At 63.4% G+C, this 18912-nt stretch carries 15 protein-coding genes and 1 rRNA gene; 3 read left to right on the top strand and 13 right to left on the bottom strand.

Going from position 1 to position 18912, the window contains the following annotated elements:
* Positions 1-4 precede the first annotated feature (4 nt).
* Together rrf and GCN74_RS27090 are read left to right on the top strand one after the other, a co-directional pair.
* Positions 5-117 (top strand): 5S ribosomal RNA (gene rrf / locus GCN74_RS27095).
* A gap of 110 nt (positions 118-227) precedes the next feature.
* Positions 228-1526 (top strand): leucine-rich repeat-containing protein kinase family protein, encoded by a 1299-nt coding sequence (locus GCN74_RS27090; protein ID WP_152259529.1) that lies wholly within the window; start codon positions 228-230, stop codon positions 1524-1526.
* Between the two features lie 54 nt (positions 1527-1580).
* Here the strand turns inward: GCN74_RS27090 and GCN74_RS27085 are convergent, their stop codons facing one another.
* Entirely contained in the window at positions 1581-2846 is a 1266-nt protein-coding gene (locus GCN74_RS27085) for a nitronate monooxygenase (protein ID WP_152259527.1), read from the bottom strand.
* 184 nt (positions 2847-3030) lie between these two features.
* Positions 3031-3516 (bottom strand): YajQ family cyclic di-GMP-binding protein, encoded by a 486-nt coding sequence (locus GCN74_RS27080; RefSeq protein ID WP_131378971.1) that lies wholly within the window; start codon positions 3514-3516, stop codon positions 3031-3033.
* Positions 3517-3659: 143 nt separating this feature from the next.
* Between GCN74_RS27080 and murB the strand changes: the two genes are divergently transcribed.
* The gene (gene murB / locus GCN74_RS27075; protein WP_193317289.1) at positions 3660-4730 is read left to right on the top strand and encodes a UDP-N-acetylmuramate dehydrogenase; all 1071 of its coding nucleotides are present in this window, start codon (positions 3660-3662) and stop codon (positions 4728-4730) included.
* 111 nt (positions 4731-4841) lie between these two features.
* On the opposite strand, the gene GCN74_RS27070 is transcribed toward murB, so the two are convergent.
* The 11 genes from GCN74_RS27070 to GCN74_RS27020 all read right to left on the bottom strand — a co-directional run.
* Positions 4842-5156 (bottom strand): pyrimidine/purine nucleoside phosphorylase, encoded by a 315-nt coding sequence (locus GCN74_RS27070; protein ID WP_152259526.1) that lies wholly within the window; start codon positions 5154-5156, stop codon positions 4842-4844.
* Positions 5157-5181: 25 nt separating this feature from the next.
* Positions 5182-6207: a diguanylate cyclase gene (locus tag GCN74_RS27065; protein WP_152259525.1), complete on the bottom strand. Its 1026-nt coding sequence runs from the start codon at positions 6205-6207 to the stop codon at positions 5182-5184.
* 10 nt (positions 6208-6217) lie between these two features.
* A complete protein-coding gene (gene cheB / locus GCN74_RS27060) occupies positions 6218-7270 on the bottom strand; it encodes a chemotaxis-specific protein-glutamate methyltransferase CheB (protein WP_152259524.1) in 1053 nt (350 codons plus the stop codon).
* A gap of 10 nt (positions 7271-7280) precedes the next feature.
* A complete protein-coding gene (locus GCN74_RS27055; RefSeq protein ID WP_152259523.1) occupies positions 7281-9596 on the bottom strand; it encodes a hybrid sensor histidine kinase/response regulator in 2316 nt (771 codons plus the stop codon).
* Positions 9593-10279, bottom strand: a complete 687-nt coding sequence (locus tag GCN74_RS27050; protein ID WP_152259522.1) for a chemotaxis protein CheW — start codon at positions 10277-10279, stop codon at positions 9593-9595. The genes GCN74_RS27055 and GCN74_RS27050 overlap by 4 nt, the downstream gene beginning before the upstream one ends.
* Positions 10280-10291: 12 nt before the next feature.
* Complete coding sequence (locus GCN74_RS27045; RefSeq protein ID WP_152259521.1) at positions 10292-11542, bottom strand: CheR family methyltransferase; 1251 nt, start codon at positions 11540-11542, stop codon at positions 10292-10294.
* A complete protein-coding gene (locus GCN74_RS27040) occupies positions 11539-11994 on the bottom strand; it encodes a chemotaxis protein CheW (protein ID WP_152259520.1) in 456 nt (151 codons plus the stop codon). The genes GCN74_RS27045 and GCN74_RS27040 overlap by 4 nt, the downstream gene beginning before the upstream one ends.
* Positions 11995-11998: 4 nt before the next feature.
* Positions 11999-13810 carry a methyl-accepting chemotaxis protein gene (locus GCN74_RS27035; RefSeq protein WP_152259519.1) on the bottom strand — a complete coding sequence of 604 codons (1812 nt, stop codon included), beginning with the start codon at positions 13808-13810 and terminating at the stop codon, positions 11999-12001.
* A 187-nt stretch (positions 13811-13997) separates the two neighbouring features.
* Positions 13998-15233, bottom strand: a complete 1236-nt coding sequence (locus tag GCN74_RS27030) for an argininosuccinate synthase (protein WP_034759383.1) — start codon at positions 15231-15233, stop codon at positions 13998-14000.
* A 69-nt stretch (positions 15234-15302) separates the two neighbouring features.
* Positions 15303-16223, bottom strand: coding sequence for an ornithine carbamoyltransferase (gene argF / locus GCN74_RS27025; RefSeq protein ID WP_152259518.1), 921 nt, complete (start codon positions 16221-16223; stop codon positions 15303-15305).
* A 284-nt stretch (positions 16224-16507) separates the two neighbouring features.
* On the bottom strand, positions 16508-18912 hold a 2405-nt coding region (locus tag GCN74_RS27020), incomplete at its 5' end, for an ATP-binding protein (protein WP_152259517.1).

Raw genomic sequence — 18912 nt, 5'->3', positions numbered from 1 at the left:
TATGCCTGATGACCATAGCAAGTTGGTCCCACCCCTTCCCATCCCGAACAGGACCGTGAAACAACTTTGCGCCGATGATAGTGCTGCAACCAGTGTGAAAGTAGGTTATCGTCAGGCTTGTTATTCGAAAAAACCCCCATCGGTGATCCTGTGGGGGTTTTTTTACGTCCGCGGGTTTTATCCATGTCCGCGATTGCCGGGTTTTTGAAAGGGATATCTTGTCTGCTTTGCACACACTGGAACAATTACGCGCTGGCCAACTGGCTGGCGTGCGGCGCCTGAAGCTGTGCTGCGGCTTGACCGACTTCCCCCGTGAGATCTTCGACTTGGCCGACAGCCTGGAGATTCTCGATTTGTCCGGCAATGCACTTTCCATGCTGCCTGACGATTTGCCGCGCCTGCACAAGCTGCGCATCATTTTTTGCTCCGATAACCTGTTCACCACCTTGCCTGCCGTGCTTGGTTCCTGCCAGGAACTGAGCATGATCGGCTTCAAGGCGAACCGCATACGCCATGTGCCGGCCGCCGCCTTGCCACCCAGGCTGCGCTGGCTGACCCTGACCGATAATGCCATCGAAGCCTTGCCGGACGAACTCGGCAACTGTCATGAATTGCAGAAACTCATGCTGGCTGGAAATTGCCTGAGCCGCTTGCCAGCGACTTTGGCCAATTGCCGCCAGCTGGAACTGGTGCGCATTGCCGCCAACCGTTTCACGGCCTTGCCCGACTGCCTGCTGACCTTGCCGCGCCTGGGCTGGCTCGCGTATGCGGGCAATCCCTTCAGCGAAGCGCGTGAACTGGCGGCCCTGGCCCATGCCGGCGCGGCCGGCGTGGCGTGGGCGCGCCTGGAATTGGCACAGCAGCTGGGCGAGGGGGCATCGGGTGTGATTTACCGCGCGTGCCTCGATGGCTGTACCGATGTTGCCGTCAAAGTGTTCAAGGGGGCGATGACCAGCGACGGCTTGCCGCGCAGCGAAATGGCCGCTTGTGTCGGCGCCGGTACGCATCCCAGCCTGATTCCCATCCTTGGAACGCTCGACGGGCATCCGCAACGGGCATCCGGGCTCGTCATGCCGCTTATCGATGCTGCTTTCGGCAATCTGGCAGGGCCGCCGAGCCTGGCGTCATGCACGCGCGATGTGTATGCCGATGGCGCGCGCTTTGACGCATCGCAAGCGTTGGCTATTGCCCATGGCATCGCCTCGGCCGTATGCCAGCTGCACGCGCGCGGCATCGTGCATGGCGACCTCTATGGCCACAATATCCTGCATACGGCCGCTGGCGCCTGCCTGCTGGGCGACTTTGGCGCGGCGTCCATGTTTGTTCCCGGCTCGCCGCAAGGGGACTTGCTGCAGGGCATAGAGGCGCGTGCCTTTGGCGTATTGCTGGGCGAGTTGATCGCGCATGGTGCGGCACCGTTGCCCATCTTGCAGGCCTTGCACGAAGCTTGCCTGCAGGAGGAGGTGCTGCGGCGACCCACCTTCGACGTCATCGAACGCACATTGCGGGAAATGCTCCCCACATAAAAAAATGGCGCAGCCTGCACAGGCTGCGCCATTTTTATTTCAAGCTGGGAAAATTCAGCCTGGAACCTGGATTTCTTTTTCCGGCAGGGCGATCTGGTTGTCAACGCTGAACTGATAGTCCTTGAAGACATGTTCGGCCGTCAGGATCTGGTACTCGCCATTGTCCAGCTTGTGCGTGGTGTCCTTCAGGCGGTACGTATAGTGGCCGCAGGTCCAGCAGTTGAAGTTGCGCATGTGCGTGCACAGGCAGGTCTTGTCCATCACGACCACGGTCTTTTGCTCGGGATGGGCCGCCACTTCGCGGTTGTACGAGTTGATGTAGGCACAGTTGCCCGTCGCGTCGAGCAGATAGCCATACGATTCGCAGCCTGGACGGATGCCGGCGCCGATGGCGGGCGTGTTCTTCAGCATGCGCATCGGGTAGCCGGTCGGCGAGACGCCATTGACGATGATGTCTTCTTCCGAGGCCTTGTAGTATTCCTGCTTGACCTTGTTTGGCAAGCCGCATTCCTTGGTGACGGTAAAGCGCGTCGCCACTTGCACGCCAGCCGCGCCCGCTTCCAGGAAGGAGACGGCATCGCTGCCCGTGAAGATGCCGCCGGCGGCGATCAGCGGGATGTCCAGTTGTTCCGCTTTCAGGTAGGCCAGCAGTTCGGCCGTGATCGTGTGCAGGTCATAATTGGCCCAGTCCATGCCGAAACCCAGGTGGCCGCCGGCCAACGGTCCTTCGACGATGATGAAGTCGGGCAAACGGTCCAGTTTGGCGTTCTTGCGCAGGAAAATCTGCAGGGCGCGCACGGACGAGACGATGATGCCCAGTTTGGCATCACGGAAACGTGGATGGTCGGCCATCAAGGCAAACGAGCCGAAGTGCAAACCGGCGGACAGGGTGATGCCGTCGATGCCCGCATCCAGTGCCGCATTCAGGCGTACGCGCAAGGTTTCGCGGGGGCCGTTCATGGTCAGCTTTTCCATGCAATTGACGAAGATCAAACCATCGCCTTTTTTTGCTTCCATGGTGCGGCCGATATGCAGACGTTGTGCTTCCGCCAGGCGGCCCAGGTCGAACTGCACCACGGCCTTGTCGCTGTTGTTGATGTTGAATTTGTACAGTTTCGTCTTGTCTTTGACGAAGGTGGTGTCGAAACGGCGGTCCGACACGTCTTCCACCATGGCATCGGAGATATGCCCGATACCGTTCAGCCGGGCCGCTTCCAGGGCCAGCTCCGACGTGGAAATATCCACACCCATTCCGCCTATCATGATGGGCACATATTCTTTTTTGCCAAATCGCAGGCGGAAATCATCAACACGTTTCATTGCTATCCTTAGACTACCGTGGTTATCACTGAGCCAGATGTACGGTCAAGCCCGCTGCCAGTCAGGCGCGCGGGCGCATGTAGCTGTGCGCAGCTTCAATTTTACCTCAAGCGGGCAGGCTCTCCGAGGCAGAGCCTGCCGCAAGGCCGCGCGTACGCAGGCCGGATCGTGCGCTTGATCGAAATTAATCGCGGAAATTGTTAAATTCCAGCGGCATGTCGGGCACGTCCTTGCGCAGCATGGCCATGGCTGCCTGCAGGTCGTCGCGCTTGGCGCCCGTGACGCGCACGGCTTCGCCCTGGATGCTCGCTTGCACTTTCATCTTGCTGTCCTTGATGACGCGCACGATTTTCTTGGCATCATCCGATTCGATGCCATTCTTGATCTTGATGACCTGCTTGACCTTGTCGCCGCCGATCTTCTTGATGTCGCCTTCGTCGAGGAAGCGCACATCGACCTTGCGTTTGGTCAATTTGTTGGTCAGCACGTCGCGCACCTGGCTGAGCTGGAATTCCGAATCCGCAAATGCGGTCAATTCGTTTTCCTTGTGTTCGACGCGGGCGTCGCTGCCCTTGAAGTCGAAGCGGGTCGTAATTTCCTTGTTGGATTGCTCGACTGCATTCTTGACTTCGATCATATCGGCTTCGGAGACTACATCAAATGACGGCATGGTCTGTTCCTTTTCTTGTTAAAGCGAGCGCACGCTCGGCGCGCTGGGCCTTGGCGGCTGATTCTGCGCCATGGGACGGCCCTGTTAAAGATGCGACATTTTAACGGACAACGGGCAAGTCGCCCTTGTCCTGAGGTGGTTTTTTGTCGCTTTCGCTCTATAATCGAGCAAAATTTCCCTATCCCACGTCTGCAGAGCTCACCATCGAACACAATTACTCCCTCCAGCGCCTGAATACCTTCGGCATCGCAGCCAAGGCGGCCGCCTACGTGCGCATCACTTCGCAGGCCCAATTGCAGGCGGCGCTGCAAGATCCCGCCCTGTCCGCCATGTCCCGCCTGATATTGGGCGGCGGCAGCAACATCGTGCTGACGGGCGACTTTCCCGGCGCCGTGCTGCACATGGCCACGCGCGGCATGCGCCTGGCGCAGGCCGATTTCGAGACCATCCTCGTCACGGCCGCGGCCGGCGAAAACTGGCACGACTTCGTGCAGTGGACCCTGGCGCAAGGCGTGGGCGGGCTGGAAAACCTGTCGCTGATCCCCGGCACGGTGGGCGCGGCCCCTATCCAGAATATCGGCGCGTATGGCGTTGAAATCAAGGATTATCTGCATAGCGTGAGCGTCATGCACAGCGCCAGCGGTATCGTCTTCAACATGGACCGCGACGCCTGCCGCTTTGCCTACCGCGACAGCATCTTCAAGCAGGCGGACGGACGCGAGCTGATCGTGCTGGAAGTGACGTTCGCCCTGCCGGCCCAGTGGCAGCCGAACTTGCGCTATGCGGAACTGGCGCAAGCCGTGGCCGAGCGCAATCTTGCCGAACCGACGCCGCAACAGGTGGCGGAGACGGTGATGGCGATCCGCCGGAGAAAATTGCCGGACCCGGCCGTGATCGGCAATGCGGGCAGCTTCTTCAAGAATCCGGTGGTATCGCGGGAGCAATGTCTTGCCCTGTTGGAACGTTTCCCCACCTTGGTGCACCATGCGCAAGCCGATGGCACGGAAAAGCTGGCGGCGGGATGGCTGATCGATCAGTGCGGCTGGAAGGGGAAAAACCTGGGGCCCGCGGGAGTGTATCCCAAGCAGGCGCTGGTTCTGGTGAATAATGGCGGCGCTCGTGGCGCGGACATTACCCGGCTGGCGGAAGCGATACAGGATGATGTAGAGGCGAAATATGGCGTGCGCCTGTCGCCCGAGCCTGTGTTTATCTAAATAGTAGATCCGCGCTTGAAAAAATGGCCAGGGCAAGGCGCATTGCCGAAGACATTACGCATGGTACGGCGAGGCAGTGCAACGCAGCCATGGACGTTTTTTCTGCGTGGATCAGCCAAAATGGCAGACGTAGTCTACGGTCTCAGTCGTTTCAATATCAAAATAGCTATTGCCCGGCACCTTGAATTGCGTGCCCGCGCCATAGCTGTTCCATTCTGTCGCGTCGGCCAGGCGTACCTTGCACAGGCCGCCGACGATTTCCATCGTTTCCGGCGCGCACGTGTTGAAGCGCAGCGATGACGGGAAAATCACGCCCACGCTTTTCTTCGTGCCATCGGCCAGGATGACGTTGTGCGAGACGCACTTGCCGTCAAAGTAGATATTCGATTTCTTGACGACGCTGACATTGTCCAGTTGTGTGCTCATGCTTCACTTTCCTTGCTGTTAAAAATCAGTCCTCGACGTCATCGGCGTTCAGCACGCTGTTGCGTCCGCCGCGCTTGGCCGCGTACAGGGCCTGGTCGGCGCGGTTGATCAGTTGCTCGACCGTCGAGTCCGGCGAAGGCACGATGGTGGCCACGCCGATCGAGATGGTGACGATGCCGGTGGCTGCCGCCGGGTTTTCGATCTGCAAACCTTCCAGGTGGCGCCGGCACGCTTCGGCGATCAGCAGGGCTCCCGCGGCCTCCGTTTCCGGCAGGATCAGGGCGAATTCCTCGCCGCCATAGCGGGCCGCCAGGTCGGCCGGGCGCTTCAAATGTTCCGTCAGCACGGCGGCCACTTTTTTCAGGCACAGGTCACCCGGCAAATGGCCGAAGTGGTCGTTGTAGCTCTTGAAATGATCGATATCGCAAAAGAGCAGGCTCAGCGGCGTCTTGTCGCGCTGGCCCCGCTGCCATTCGAATTGCAAGGTTTCATCGAAGCGGCGACGGTTGGCGATGCCCGTCAAGCCATCGAGGGCAGCCAGTTTCTGCAGTTCAATATTCGCATCGGCCAGGTTTTTCTGGCTTTCACGCAGGAAACGAAATGCCTGGTCGCGCTGCAAACGGCTGATGTGCGCGTTGGAATGGTAGCGTATGCGCGCCAGCAGTTCCAGGCGGTCCGGCAGTTTCACCACGTAATCGTTGGCGCCGACGGAAAAGCTGTGGGCCTTCAGTTTCGGGTCATCCTTGGCCGACAGCACGATCACGGGCACGTGCGCCAGCGCTTCGTTTTCGCGGTACAGCTTGATCAGGGCGAAGCCATCTATGCCCGGCAGCACCAGGTCCTGCAGGATGACGGTCGGTTGCAACCGCAGCGCCGTGTCCAGCGCCTGCGTGGCGTCCGTCACGTAATGAAATTCGATGTCCTGCTGGTCGCTCAGCATGCGCCGGATTGCCTCAGCAATGATCAACTGGTCGTCCACCAGCAGCACGCTGACCTTGAATTCGGTCAGTGCGGGCTCATGCTGGGTGAAACTGGAGGAAAATTCTGGCATTGCATTCTTTTCAGATGTTAGGGGAGGGCTCCCACCAATTGTTGAGTTTGGCGCCCAGGCGGCTGCGCAGGTTGGCGCCTATTCTATCCAAGGGCAGGATTTGCTGCGCCGCATCGAGTTCGGCCGCCGCTCGCGGCATGCCATACACGGCGCTGCTGGCCTGGTCTTGCGCAATCGTCGTCTTGCCCGCGCGCCGCATGGCCAGCAAGCCGTCGCCGCCATCGCGGCCCATTCCTGTGAGCAACACACCGATGGCGTCGCCACGCCAGTGCTGCGCCACGCAGTTGAAGAAGACATCGACGGAAGGGCGGTAAACATACTCGCGTGGTGCTGCATCGTAACTCAAACGATAATTTTGATCTAGAAGCAAGTGATCGTTGGTCTTGGCAATCAGCACCGTGCCGGCCACCAGCTCGTCGCCGTCGGCGATCACGCGCACGGGCATGTCCAGTTGGTCGTCCAGCCATTTGGCAAAATGCGAGGCGAAGGTTTCATCGATATGCTGCACCACCACGATGGCGCAGCCGGGCGGCGCCGTCCAGCCGGACAGCACCTTGGCCACGGCCGACGGGCCGCCCGTCGAGGCGCCGATGGCCACCAGCGTGGTGGCTTGCCCGTCGCTGCGTTCGCCGCCATTGCCGTTCGCCTGGCGCGGCGGCGGCGCTTCGGCGCTGTGGCGTATCAGCTTGCCGATGGTCTTGATCTTGGCCAGCAGCTCGCTGTCGCCGCCCACTTGCCCCTGCAGCACGGGCGTGGCCGTGACGTCGAGCGCGCCAGCACCCAGTGCGCGGAAAACCTGGTTGACATTGTCTTGCGGGCGGCCCGTGACCACCAGGATGGCGCACGGGCTTTGCTCCATGATCAGGCGCGTCGCCTCGACGCCATCCATCTCCGGCATGTTCAGGTCCATCAGGATCAGGTCGGGGCGGTTGCCCTCGCACATGCGCACCGCTTCGAGTCCCGTGCGGGCAATCCACAGTACCTGGTGTTCCTGCGTGCTGGCCACCACCCGGCGCAGGGCCTCGGCGGCCATGGCGACATCGTTGGCAATGGCAATTTTCATGAAGCGCAATTCATAAACGGGCATCTCCTATCAGGTCGGCCACCGCGTCGAGCAAGGTCTCGTCGTGGAAGCTGCCCTTGGTCAGATAATAGTCTGCGCCGGCGGACAGGCCGCGCGCGCGGTCCTCCGGGCGGTCCTTGTACGAGACGATCATCACCGGCAGCTTGTGCAGGTGCAGGTCCTTCTTGATCAGCGAGACCAGTTCGATGCCATCCATGCGCGGCATGTCCACGTCGGTGATCACCAGGTCGTAGTCGCCGCTGCGCACCACGTTCCAGCCGTCGATGCCGTCGATGGCCACGTCGACTTCGAAACCGCGCGCCAGCAGCAGCTTGCGTTCCATCTCGCGCACCGTCAGCGAATCGTCGACCACCAGGATGCGCTTGGCGCGGCGCTGCTGCGCATGGCCCGCCTGCGCCAGCTGGTGCAGGCCGCCCTCGTGCAGCAGCTTGTCGATCGACAGCAGCAGGTCGGGCACGTCGAGGATCAGCACCGGCTCGCCGTCGTCCAGCAGGGCGGCGGCGGAAATGTCGCGCATCTTGCCGAAAATGGGGTCGATGGCCTGCACGGCCAGGCTTTGCTCGCCGCGGATGGCGTCGACCACCAGCGCATAGCTTTGCTTGCCACGCCCGATCACCACCACGGGCAGATCGTCGGCGCTGCTGGCCGCCTCGCCCAGTTCCAGCACCTGCGCCGCCGACACCAGGCCCAGGTGCTCTCCCTTGAGTTCGAAGAACTGCTTGTTTTCCAGGGTATGGATGGCCGCCTGCGGCACGCGCACCACGCTTTCCACCTTGACGATGGGGATGGCGTAGGCTTCGCCGTGGACATCGATCACCAGCGCGCGCACGATCGATTGCGTCAGCGGCAGGGTAACCAGGGCGCGGAAACCCCGACCCGGTTCCGATTCCAGGCGCACCGTGCCGTTTTGCTGGCGTATCGTCTCGTGCACGATATCGAGGCCCACGCCGCGTCCGGACAGCTGGTTGGCCGTGGCCTTCAGGCTGAAGGCGGGCAGGAACAGGAATTCCAGCAGTTCGCCCGGCGACAGCGCGGCGGCCATGGCGGGACTGGCCATCTTGCGCTCGATGACGGACTGGCGGATCTTTTCCAGGTCGACGCCGCGCCCGTCGTCGCTGATCTCGATGCTCAGCATGCCGGCGCGGTGGCGCGCTTCCATGCGTATCGTGCCCAGCGCTTCCTTGCCCGCTTCGATGCGTTCGTACGGGCCTTCCATGCCGTGGTCGATGGCATTTCTCAGCATGTGGTTCAGCGGGCTTTCGATCTTTGCCAGGATGTCGCGGTCGACCAGGGTGTCTTCGCCGTCGATCTCCAGCTGCACTTCCTTGCCCAGGCTGCGCGCCAGGTCGCGCACCATGCGGGGAAACGCGTGGATGCCGTCGCGGAAAGGGCGCATGCGCAGGGCCAGCACTTCGTCGACCATGCCTTGCGAGACGGCCAGCAAGCGCCGTTCATAGGTCTCGATGTCGGCGATGTGCTCGAGCATGAACTGTTTCAGGGGCTGCGTCTTGTGCAGCGCCAGCAGGGATTTTTCCATCAGGCCCGGGTCGGCCGAACGGGCAATGGCTTCGTGTAGGTGCTCGATGGCGGAAAACAGGCTGCTCTGGTTGCGCTTGAAGCGCTGCAGCGCGCCGACGAAGGGGTGCATCTGGTGCGCATTGATGCGCGACTCGCTGGCCAGCGACAGCAGCTTGTCGAAATTCTGTGCCGGCGCCTTGGCGCCGGCGCGCGGCGCGGCCGCAGCCGCGGACGACTCCACTTCCTCGCCCGCCAGGCCGCTGGCCACGGGGGCTTGCGCTTCGGCGGCGTCGGTGCTCTCCGGCGGCAAGGGGGATGGCGCTGGTGAAGGCGAGGGTGAAGGCAGCGAAGGCAGGGCCGGCAATTCGGGCAGCTCGGCAATGCCGGCGATGGCGTTCAGGGTCTGGTCGATCTGTGCCGCGTTGGCGGCCAGCCACGCTTCGGCGCCCGCATCGTCGAGGCGCGACAGCTGCACGATCAGGTCGACGCCCGACAGCAGCACGTCGACCCGCTCCGGCGTGAGTTTCAGGCGGCCGTGCTGGGCGGCGACAAAGCTGTCTTCCATGCCGTGCGCCAGCCGCACCACCACTTGCAGGCCGACGATGGCGGCGGCGCCCTTGATCGAGTGCGCCGCGCGCATCATCGCCTCGACGGCGGCCGCGTCGCCCGCATGGCGCTCCATGGCCAGCAAGCCATCGGTGAGAATCTGGGTCTGGCTGTCCGCTTCCATGCGGAACAGGTCCAGCATGGAAAAGGCACTGAGGTCGCCGTGCTGGTCCTGGCTCATCGTAATAGTCTCGCAAGTTGAAAGCCGATCAGCGCCGTGTCCAGGCAGCCGATGCGCATGTCGCCCTCGGTGATCACGCCCGACAGAAAGCGCGACAGGCCCTTGTTGATGGTGGCCGCGGGCGCTTGCACGGTGCTTGAGGCATAGCGCACGATGCCATGCAGGTCGGCCACGGGCAGGGCGTAGGCCTGTTCTTCCCAGCGCATCAGCAGCAGGCGCGCGAACGCGTGGCGGCCCTTGGCGGGCGGCGCGCCCTGTTCGTCGATGCCCAGCAGGCTGGCCAGCGACATGCACGGATACAGCTTGCCGCCGATATTGACGATGCCCGCCAGGCCGCGTCCGCCCCGGTGCGGCAGCACGTGCGGCTTGGCCTGCGGCGCCACGGAGTCGAACACGCGCGTGGGCAGCGCCAGCCATTCGCGGCCGATGCGGAACACCAGCGCCGAACTGTCGCGCACTTCGCCGCCCGCATCGATCTGGCGGAAGTGGCTGGCCCAGTCGCGCTGGTAGTGCTCGTCCACGGGACGCTGCAGGTTGCGCTGGGCGGCGCCCGCATACACGTCGCAGTTGCGGCAGTGCACGTTGGCGGGCAGCTTGGGGCAGCTCTGGTCGCCGACCACGCCGATATGGTTCCAGCAGTCGTCGATGGCGGCGGGGGACTCGGTGGCGATGCGGTTTGTCATGCTGCTTGCCCCTTAGTTGGACGCCTGGCGGCGCTGGTAGATGCGCGCCGCGCGCGCCTTCAGGGTGGCGGCGGCCGTATGGTTGCCATTGCGTTCGGCCAGCAGCGACAGGTGGCACAGCGCCTCGTAGTGGTCCGGCTGCAGGTAGATGCAGCGGCGCCAGTAGTCGTCGGCCAGGTCCATCTTGCCGGCCAGTTCATTGATAATGCCCAGCATGAAATACGCTTCCGCCGCCTCCGGTGCGCGGGCCAGGTGGGCGTGGCATTTTTCGCCGGCCTCGCGCAGCTGGCCGCGGTCGGCCAGCAGGCGCGCCTCGGCCAGCAAATCGGCGGGCGCCGCCGGTGCCGGCGGGGACGATGGCACGGACACGGGGCGCGTGCGCTGCGCCGCCGGTGCGGCGGGCGCTGGAGGCGGAGCTGGAACTGCCAGGCGTTTTGGCGCAGGCGGCACGCTGCGCAAGGCAGGCAGCGGCGCCACCTGGAGGGCTGCTGCCGGCGCCGTCGTTTCCTTCTTCAGCGCGAAGGCCTGGCGGAACTGCAGCGGCGCAAAGCCATTCTGGCAGAACGACGGCACTTCCGCATAGCCGGCCAGCAGCATGCCGTCGTCGGCCAGCAGGGCGGACAGGTTGTGGATGGCCGCGCGCGTGGTGGGCTTGTCGAAATAGATCAGCAGGTTGCGGCAGAAGATGACGTCGTAATGGCGGCTGTAGGTGGCGGTGTCGAACTGCAGCAGGTTGCCCTGCCTGAAGGTCACCTGTTCGCGCAGGGCGTCGATGATGCGGTAGGCGTCGTCGGCCACGTGCGTGAAATAACGCTCGCGGAAGGCCACGTCCTGCGCGCGGAAGGCGTTGCGGCCATAGATGCCTGCCTGCGCCCGCTCGATGCAGCCGGGGCTCAGGTCGTACGCGTCGATGCTGAACGCCTGTTTCGGCACGCCGCCGTCGCGCAGCGCCATGGCCATCGAATACGGTTCCTCGCCGCCCGCGCACGGAATCGACAGGATGCGCGTGGCGCGCCCCCGCGCCCAGCGTTCCTGCACCAGTTCGACGGTGGCGTAAAACGCCTGCGGATCGCGGAACAGCCACGATTCGGGCACCACCACCAGTTCGATCAGCTGCGTCATTTCGGCCGGCGTGAGCGCCTGCAGATAGGCTGCGCTGTCGGCAAAGCCGGTCTGCTCCATGCGCTGGCCGACGGCCCGCTCGGCCACGGACTTGGAGACGGACAGGCCGGTCGCGCGGCGCAGCAGCGATTGTGCCGTCATGCCGCGCCCGCGTCTTGGAACAGCAGCGCGCGCACGTCCGGTGGCAGCAGGTGCTCCAGTTCGACCAGCTGCACGATGCCGTCGGCATCGCTGGCCACCTGGCCCAGGAAGGGCGCCGTGGCCACGCCGCTGTCGTCGAGCTTGTCCGCATCGATGTCGGCGATGCCGCGCACCTGCGAGGCCATCAGGCCCAGTACGTGCGCGGTGCCGCCAGGGGCGCGGTAGTCGACGATGACGATGCGCGTGTCGAACTGCGCGGCGGCGGCCGGCAGTCCCGCCAGGCGCGACAGGTCGATCACGGGCACGGGCGTGCCATGCAAGTCCATCAGGCCGGCCACGTAGTCCGGCGTGAGCGGCAGCTGCTTGAGTTCCAGCAGCGGCAGCACGCGCACGATGCCGGCCAGGGGCAGGCCATAGCGGTCGCGTCCGATGTGAAAGAGCAGCACTTTCATGGGATCAGATGGTCACGGCGAAAGTCGAGACGCTCGATTGCAGGTCGCCCGCCGCGTATTGCAGCTGGTGCACCGCTTCGCTGGTGGCCTTCAGCGACTCCACCGTTTGCTGGGTGGCGTCGTTGAGCTGCATCATGGTGTCGGAAATCTGCGAGGCGCCGATGGCTTGCGACTGCATGCCTTGCAGCACGGCGTCGAATTGCGGCGTGAGTTTCTGCACCTGGTCCATCACGGACGACAGCTGCTCGGCCACTTGCCGCACTTCGCCCACGCTGCGGCGAATTTCTTCCGAGAATTTATCCATGCCCATCACGCTGGCCGACACGGCCGACTGCATTTCCTTGAGCATTTGCTCGATATCCCACGTGGAGACGGAGGTCTGGTCGGCCAGGCGGCGGATCTCGGTCGCCACCACGGAAAAGCCGCGGCCCGCCTCGCCCGCTTTTTCCGCCTCGATGGCGGCGTTCAGCGACAGGATGTTGGTCTGGTCGGCCACTTTCGTGATGGTGATCAGTACGCTGTTGATATTGCTGGCCTTTTCCGACAGGGCGGCCAGCTTGGCGTTGATGGAATCGGTGGCCGAGACCATGTGCTGCATGGTCGAATCCATGCGCTTGAGGTTGTTTTGCGCTTCGGCCGTGGCATTCGTCGTGTAGTCGGCCACGGCGGTGGCGTCTTCCATGGTTTTCAGCAACTGGCTCGTGTTGGCCGAGATTTCCTTGGTGGTGCTGAGAATTTCCACGCTGGTTTGTGCTTGCTCAATGCCCGTGGCTTCCTGCTGGCGCGCCGAGGCGGCGATTTCCGTGGCCGAGGTCGTCACCTGGATACCGGCCTTTTGCACATTGTTGAGCAGGCTGCGCAGGTTTTCAAACATCTTCGCCAGGCCGTTGCCCAACTGGCCGATGGCGTCGCTGCCCGTGATGCCGACCTTGCCCGTCAGGTCGCCCGAGGCCGCCTTCGACACCACTTCCAGCAGGGAATCGACCTTGGCCCGCAAGCTGTTCGTGGCGGCCAGTTCGTTGGCCTGGTTGTCCTGGATGGTTTGCGCCATGCGGTTGAATTCTTCCGTCACCTTGCCCAGCTCGTCGCGCGAGATGATGGCGGCGCGCGCGCCCTGTTCGCCGCCAGCGATGCGCCCGACGGCATCCGTCAGGTTGTTCAGCGGACCGAGGATGGCCTTGGCCAGGATGAAGGAAATGCCCAGCGCCAGCACCACGCACAGCAGGCCGCCCAGCGCCAGGGTCAGCAGCATGGTTTCCTGCAGGCGGCTCGAGGTGGCCGTACGCTCGGCCAGCAGGCGGTTTTCTTCGGCGGCAGCGTCGTCGAGCAGTTTGTTGGCCTGTACGATGCCGGGCGAGCCGGCCGGCGGCAGCAGGCGCGCCATCGTTTCCGTGGCGCCCGGCGCATTGCCCAGCGCGCGGCGTTTTTCGATCAGGGGGGTGATCCACTCCTTGACCCAGTTGCTGCTCAGCTGGTCGATCTTGCGGAAGCGTTCCGACTGGGGCTTGTTATCGACCGTCATGGCGATGGCTTTTTGCGTGTGCTGGCTCAGCACGTCCATTTCATTCGATTCCGGCGTCAGCGAGGCTTCGTTGCCGGTCAGGATGAAACCGCGCGCTTCCACCTGGATTTGCAGGATGGAATTGTGAATCTTGTCGATCTCGACCAGCACTTCCATCGTGTGCCGGTCCCATGCATTGGCTTCCGACAGCCGCGAAAAGCTGTTGTAGGCCACGCCCAGCAGGACCAGGATGATGGCCACGATGGAGCCGAAGCCCAGGTACAGTTTATTCTTGATACTCAGGTCTTTGAACATGGGAGCTCCGGAAGCGGGAAGTTTTCGACTAAATTGCACTGTAGCATTTTGCCATGAGGACAGCAAAATGGGGGCAATACAGGGACTTGCGGGGCGCTAAATCGCGGTTGAGTGCGTTTCAAACGTAAAAAAGCCGCCCGGAGGCGGCTTTTGGCTGGTGCGGGAGGCAGTGCCTCCCGGCAGCTAATTACTTCTGGCCCCGCTTTTCGCGGGCGATGGCGGCGATGCGCATGCGCAAGGCGTTCAGCTTGATGAAGCCGCCGGCATCGGCCTGGTTGTAGGCGCCGCCGTCTTCGTCGAAGGTGGCGATGTTCATGTCGAACAGCGAGTCCGTCTTCGAATCGCGCGAGACGACGATGACATTGCCCTTGTACAGCTTGATGCGTACCCAGCCGTTCACGGTTTCCTGCGTGTGGTCGATCAGGGTTTGCAGGGCAACGCGCTCGGGCGCCCACCAGTAGCCGTTGTAGATCATCGATGCATAGCGCGGCATCAGGTCGTCTTTCAGGTGGGCCACTTCGCGGTCCAGGGTGATCGATTCGATGGCGCGGTGGGCTTTCAGCATGATAGTGCCGCCCGGGGTTTCATAGCAGCCGCGCGATTTCATGCCGACGTAGCGGTTTTCCACCAGGTCCAGGCGGCCTACGCCATGCTTGCCGCCAACTTTGTTCAGTTCGGCCAGCACGGTGGCGGGCGACATGCGCACGCCGTTGATGGCGACGATATCGCCTTTTTCGTATTCGATGTCCAGGTATTCCGCTTCGTCCGGCGCCTTTTCAGGGCTGACGGTCCAGCGCCACATGGTCTCTTCCGCTTCGGCGCTGGGGTTTTCCAGGTGGCGGCCTTCAAAGCTGATGTGCAGCAAGTTGGCATCCATCGAGTACGGCGCGCCGCCGTTCTTGTGCTTCATGTCGATTTCGATGCCGGCGTCTTCCGCGTATTTCAGCAGTTTTTCGCGCGACAGCAGGTCCCACTCGCGCCATGGGGCGATGATTTTCACGCCTGGCTTCAGCGCGTAGGCGCCCAGTTCGAAACGCACCTGGTCGTTGCCCTTGCCGGTGGCGCCGTGCGAGATGGCGTCGGCGCCCGTGGCGTTGGCGATTTCGATCAGGCGCTTGGCGATCAGCGGACGGGCGATCGAGGTGCCCAGCAGGTATTCGCCTTCGTACACGGTGTTGGCGCGGAACATCGGGAAGACGAAATCGCGCACGAACTCTTCGCGCACGTCTTCGATATGGATGTTTTCCGGCTTGATGCCGAATTTGATGGCCTTGGCGCGCGCCGGCTCCAGTTCTTCGCCCTGGCCCAGGTCGGCCGTGAAGGTGACGATTTCGCACTGGTAGTTATCTTGCAGCCATTTCAGGATGACGGAGGTGTCGAGTCCGCCGGAATAGGCCAGGACTACTTTTTTAATGTCGCTCATATTGCTTCCAGTTGTCGTTGTCGATGTATGTAGTGCGATGCTGCCAGGTGCTCTGCAATGCCTGGCGAATTAGTTGATTTTACCCAGTAACAGGTACTCGATCAGCGCTTTTTGCACGTGCAAACGGTTTTCCGCCTCGTCCCACACCACCGATTGCGGGCCGTCGATCACTTCGGCGGCCACTTCCTCGCCGCGGTGGGCGGGCAGGCAGTGCATGAACAGCGCGTCGGGCGCGGCGCGGGCCATCTTCGCGCCATCGACGATCCAGCCGTCGAAGGCGGCGATGCGGGCCGCGTTTTCCGCTTCGTAGCCCATGCTGGTCCAGACGTCCGTGTTGACCAGGTGCGCGCCTTCGCAGGCGTCCGACGGGTTGGCGAAGAAGGTGTAGCGGTCGGTCTTGACTTGCGACAGGTCGATATCGTAGCCCTTCGGCGTCGACACGTTGACGTGGAAGCCGAACACTTCGGCTGCCTGCAGCCACGAGTACAGCATGTTGTTGGCGTCGCCGATCCAGGCGACGACCTTGCCGGCGATGGAGCCGCGGTGTTCGATGTAGGTGAAGATGTCGGCAAAAACCTGGCACGGGTGGTGTTCATTGGTCAGGCCATTGATCACGGGCACGCGCGAATTGGCGGCGAAGCGCTCGATGATCTCCTGGCCGAACGTGCGCACCATGATGATGTCGCACATGCGCGACATGACCTGGCCCGCGTCTTCCACCGGCTCGCCGCGGCCCAGCTGGGAATCGCGCGTGTTCAGGTAGATGGCGGCGCCGCCCAGCTGGTGCATGCCCGCCTCGAACGACAGGCGCGTGCGCGTGGAGTTCTTTTCGAAGACCATCACCAGGGTGCGGTCGATCAGTGGATGGTAGATTTCGTAATTCTTGAACTTGCGCTTGATCAGATGGGCGCGTTCGATCACATATTCGTACTCTTCCAACGTGAAATCGGAGAACTGGAGGTAGTGCTTGATCGGTTTTTTTGTCGACATAATGACCACTTGAAGATGCGCAGGCCGCCGGCGGCGTGCCTTTCCCGCCGGGTTGCATCAGCGTACAACATCTCGTCTGATGACTGCCTCGCCCGGCGCGCTGCTGTGTTGATCGGTGCCAGCGCGACGCCTGTCGCGCGGGCCGATGCGGTTTGCCATGTTGAAAATATTGCAATGGCAAGTACGTCAGCCGTTCAATTATAAGGGTTTTGCTTTTAGATTGGAAAGACCGTCCGGGCGGGTACTTGTATAGGCAAGCCCGCGCCCGGGCAACGGGGCGGCGATTAATAGATGCTGGCGGTGGCAGCGCCGTCCAGCTGGGGCGCCACCAGGGGCAGGTCCAGCGTGAAGCGCGTGCCGGCGGGGCTGCTGGCCACCTGGATGCTGCCGCCCAGCAGGGCCGTGACGATGTTGTAGCTGATCGACAGGCCCAGGCCGCTGCCCCCCTGGCCCAGCTTGGTTGTAAAGAAGGGGTCGAAGATGCGCGACAGATGCTGTTCGGCGATGCCGCCGCCATTGTCGGCGAAGACGATCTGCACGCGCCCGCCCGCTATCGCGGCCGACAGGCGCATGCAGCCCGTGCCGGCGCCGCCATCGTTGGGCCCGGGGGCGAAGGCGTGCAGCAGGGCGTTGTTGATCAGGTTGGTGATGACCTGGCCGAACGGGCCCGGATAGCTGTCCATGGCGATGCCGAATTCGATGTCCGTCTCGATGCGGTGGCCCGAGCTGCGGATGCGGTTCATCACGGTGGCGATGATTTCATTGCTCACTTGTTGCAGGTCAAACTGGCGCCGCTGTTCGGTGGTGCGGTCGACGGCCACCTGCTTGAAGCTGTTGACCAGGTCGGCCGCGCTGTGCAGGCCGCGCATCACCAGCGCCGACGCCTTGCCCGCATCGTCGATGTAGGCGGCCAGGTCGGAGCGGCGCAGGCCGGGACCGTTCATCAGGCGTTCCACGTCTTCCGTCTTTTGCTGCATGGTGCTGGCGATTAACAGACTGTTGCCGATCGGGGTATTGAGTTCATGCGCCACGCCGGCCATCAGCGAGCCCAGCGCAGCCAGTTTTTCCTGCGATACCAGTTGCGCCTGGGCATCTTGCAACTGCCGGTAGGCGCTGGCATTGTCGAGCGCGATGGCGCCATACGCGCACAGGGTGCGGAAGATCAGCCGCTCCCGTTCGCCGTAGGCATTCGCATGGCAGGCCTGCACCGTCATCACGCCCAGCACGCGTTCGCCCACCATCAGCGGCACGTACAGCACGCTCTGGTTATGCAGGGTGCCGGGCACCGTGTAGGCGTGGCGCCGCGGGGGGACTTGCGCGATATACACTTCGCGCCGGCCCAGCAGGCAGCGCACGGAGTAGGCGCGTGGATTGTTCAGTGGAATGGCGTTGTCGGGCAGGGGACGGCCCGCTTCCATGCCGTGCGCGCGGCGCAGCGCCGTGCCGGCCGGATCGAGCATGTAGACGGCGAAGGTGTTGACTGGCAACAAGGCATGCACGTGGCGGTCCAGCACCTGGAACACGGCGCTGGCGTCCAGGTGGGTGGTGATTTCCTGGCCGATGGCCGACAGCCGTTCCAGGGTGTCGCTGGTCTGTTGCAATACTTCGGCGCGGCGCGCTTCGGAGGCGGCCAGTTCGCGGTGATGATAGCCTTCCGAGCGCGCATGTTCCGTCTGGTGGTAGACCTGCATGGCCGTGGCGCGGTTGCTGGCCTGCTGGGTGTGGCTTTTTTCGCGCGCCATGCCCGCATCGAGGGCGATATCGTAGGCGCGCGCATAGTCGCCCGCATGCGCGTATTCGCGCGCCAGCGCATCGAGCAGTTCGCCGGGCGGCGAATAGCCTTCGATGGAAGCGGCCACCTGCAGCGCCTGGTGCAGGAAATGCAGGGCGGGATTGCGTTCCAGCATGCCGGCTGGCGCCGGCAACTCGTGGCGCGCATGCAGCATCGACAGGACGCGCAGCGCCGCCACCTGGTGCATGGCGTCGCCCTGCGCCGTGGCCAGCTGGCAAGCCCGTTCGGCCGCCTGCACGGCTTCATCGGGACGGTCCAGGTAGGACAGCGCGTGGGCGCTGCCGCGCTGCGCCATGCTGCGGAAATCGGCCTGGCCCAGCGCTTCGGCCCGCTGCGCCAGCCGGCTGAAGGCGTCGAGCGCCGTGTCGTAGTCGCCCTTGTCCAGGCTCAGCTCGCCCAGGTGGAACAGGGCGTTGGCGTAGGTGCGCGCACCGGACACGGGCGCCAGGACGTGCAGCGCTTCGCGCAGCAGGTCTTCGGCGTCGGCCAGGCGCCCCAGCTTGCGCATGGTTTCGGCCGTATGCGTCTGGCAGGCGCCGATGCTGCGCGGCCAGCCCGTGGGGCGTGCCAGGTCCAGCGCGCACTGCATCCATTCGAGGGCCGATTCGTTGTCGTTGAGACTGGCGAAACAGTCGCCGATATTGATGGCGGCCGTGATCGCGCCGCGCAGCTGGCCGCTTTCCAGCGCCGCCTCGTAGCTTTGCATGTAGTGGCCGGCGGCCGTGCCCAGGTCGCGCGAGGTATGCGCGAGCAAGCCGCGGAAGTCATGCACCCAGGTGGCCAGCGGCGCGGGCAGCTTGCTGCTGGCGCTGTCGCCCTGGAAGCGGCTGCCCCAGCGGGCCTGGGCGGCCGGCGCGTCGCGCAGGACGGCCCAGCGCGCCGTGGCCGCGTCGGCCA

Origin of the sequence: Janthinobacterium sp. FT14W, assembly GCF_009208755.1 — a bacterium.
Taxonomy (GTDB): domain Bacteria; phylum Pseudomonadota; class Gammaproteobacteria; order Burkholderiales; family Burkholderiaceae_D; genus Janthinobacterium; species Janthinobacterium violaceinigrum.
This window is presented reverse-complemented; position numbering and strand designations above follow the sequence as displayed.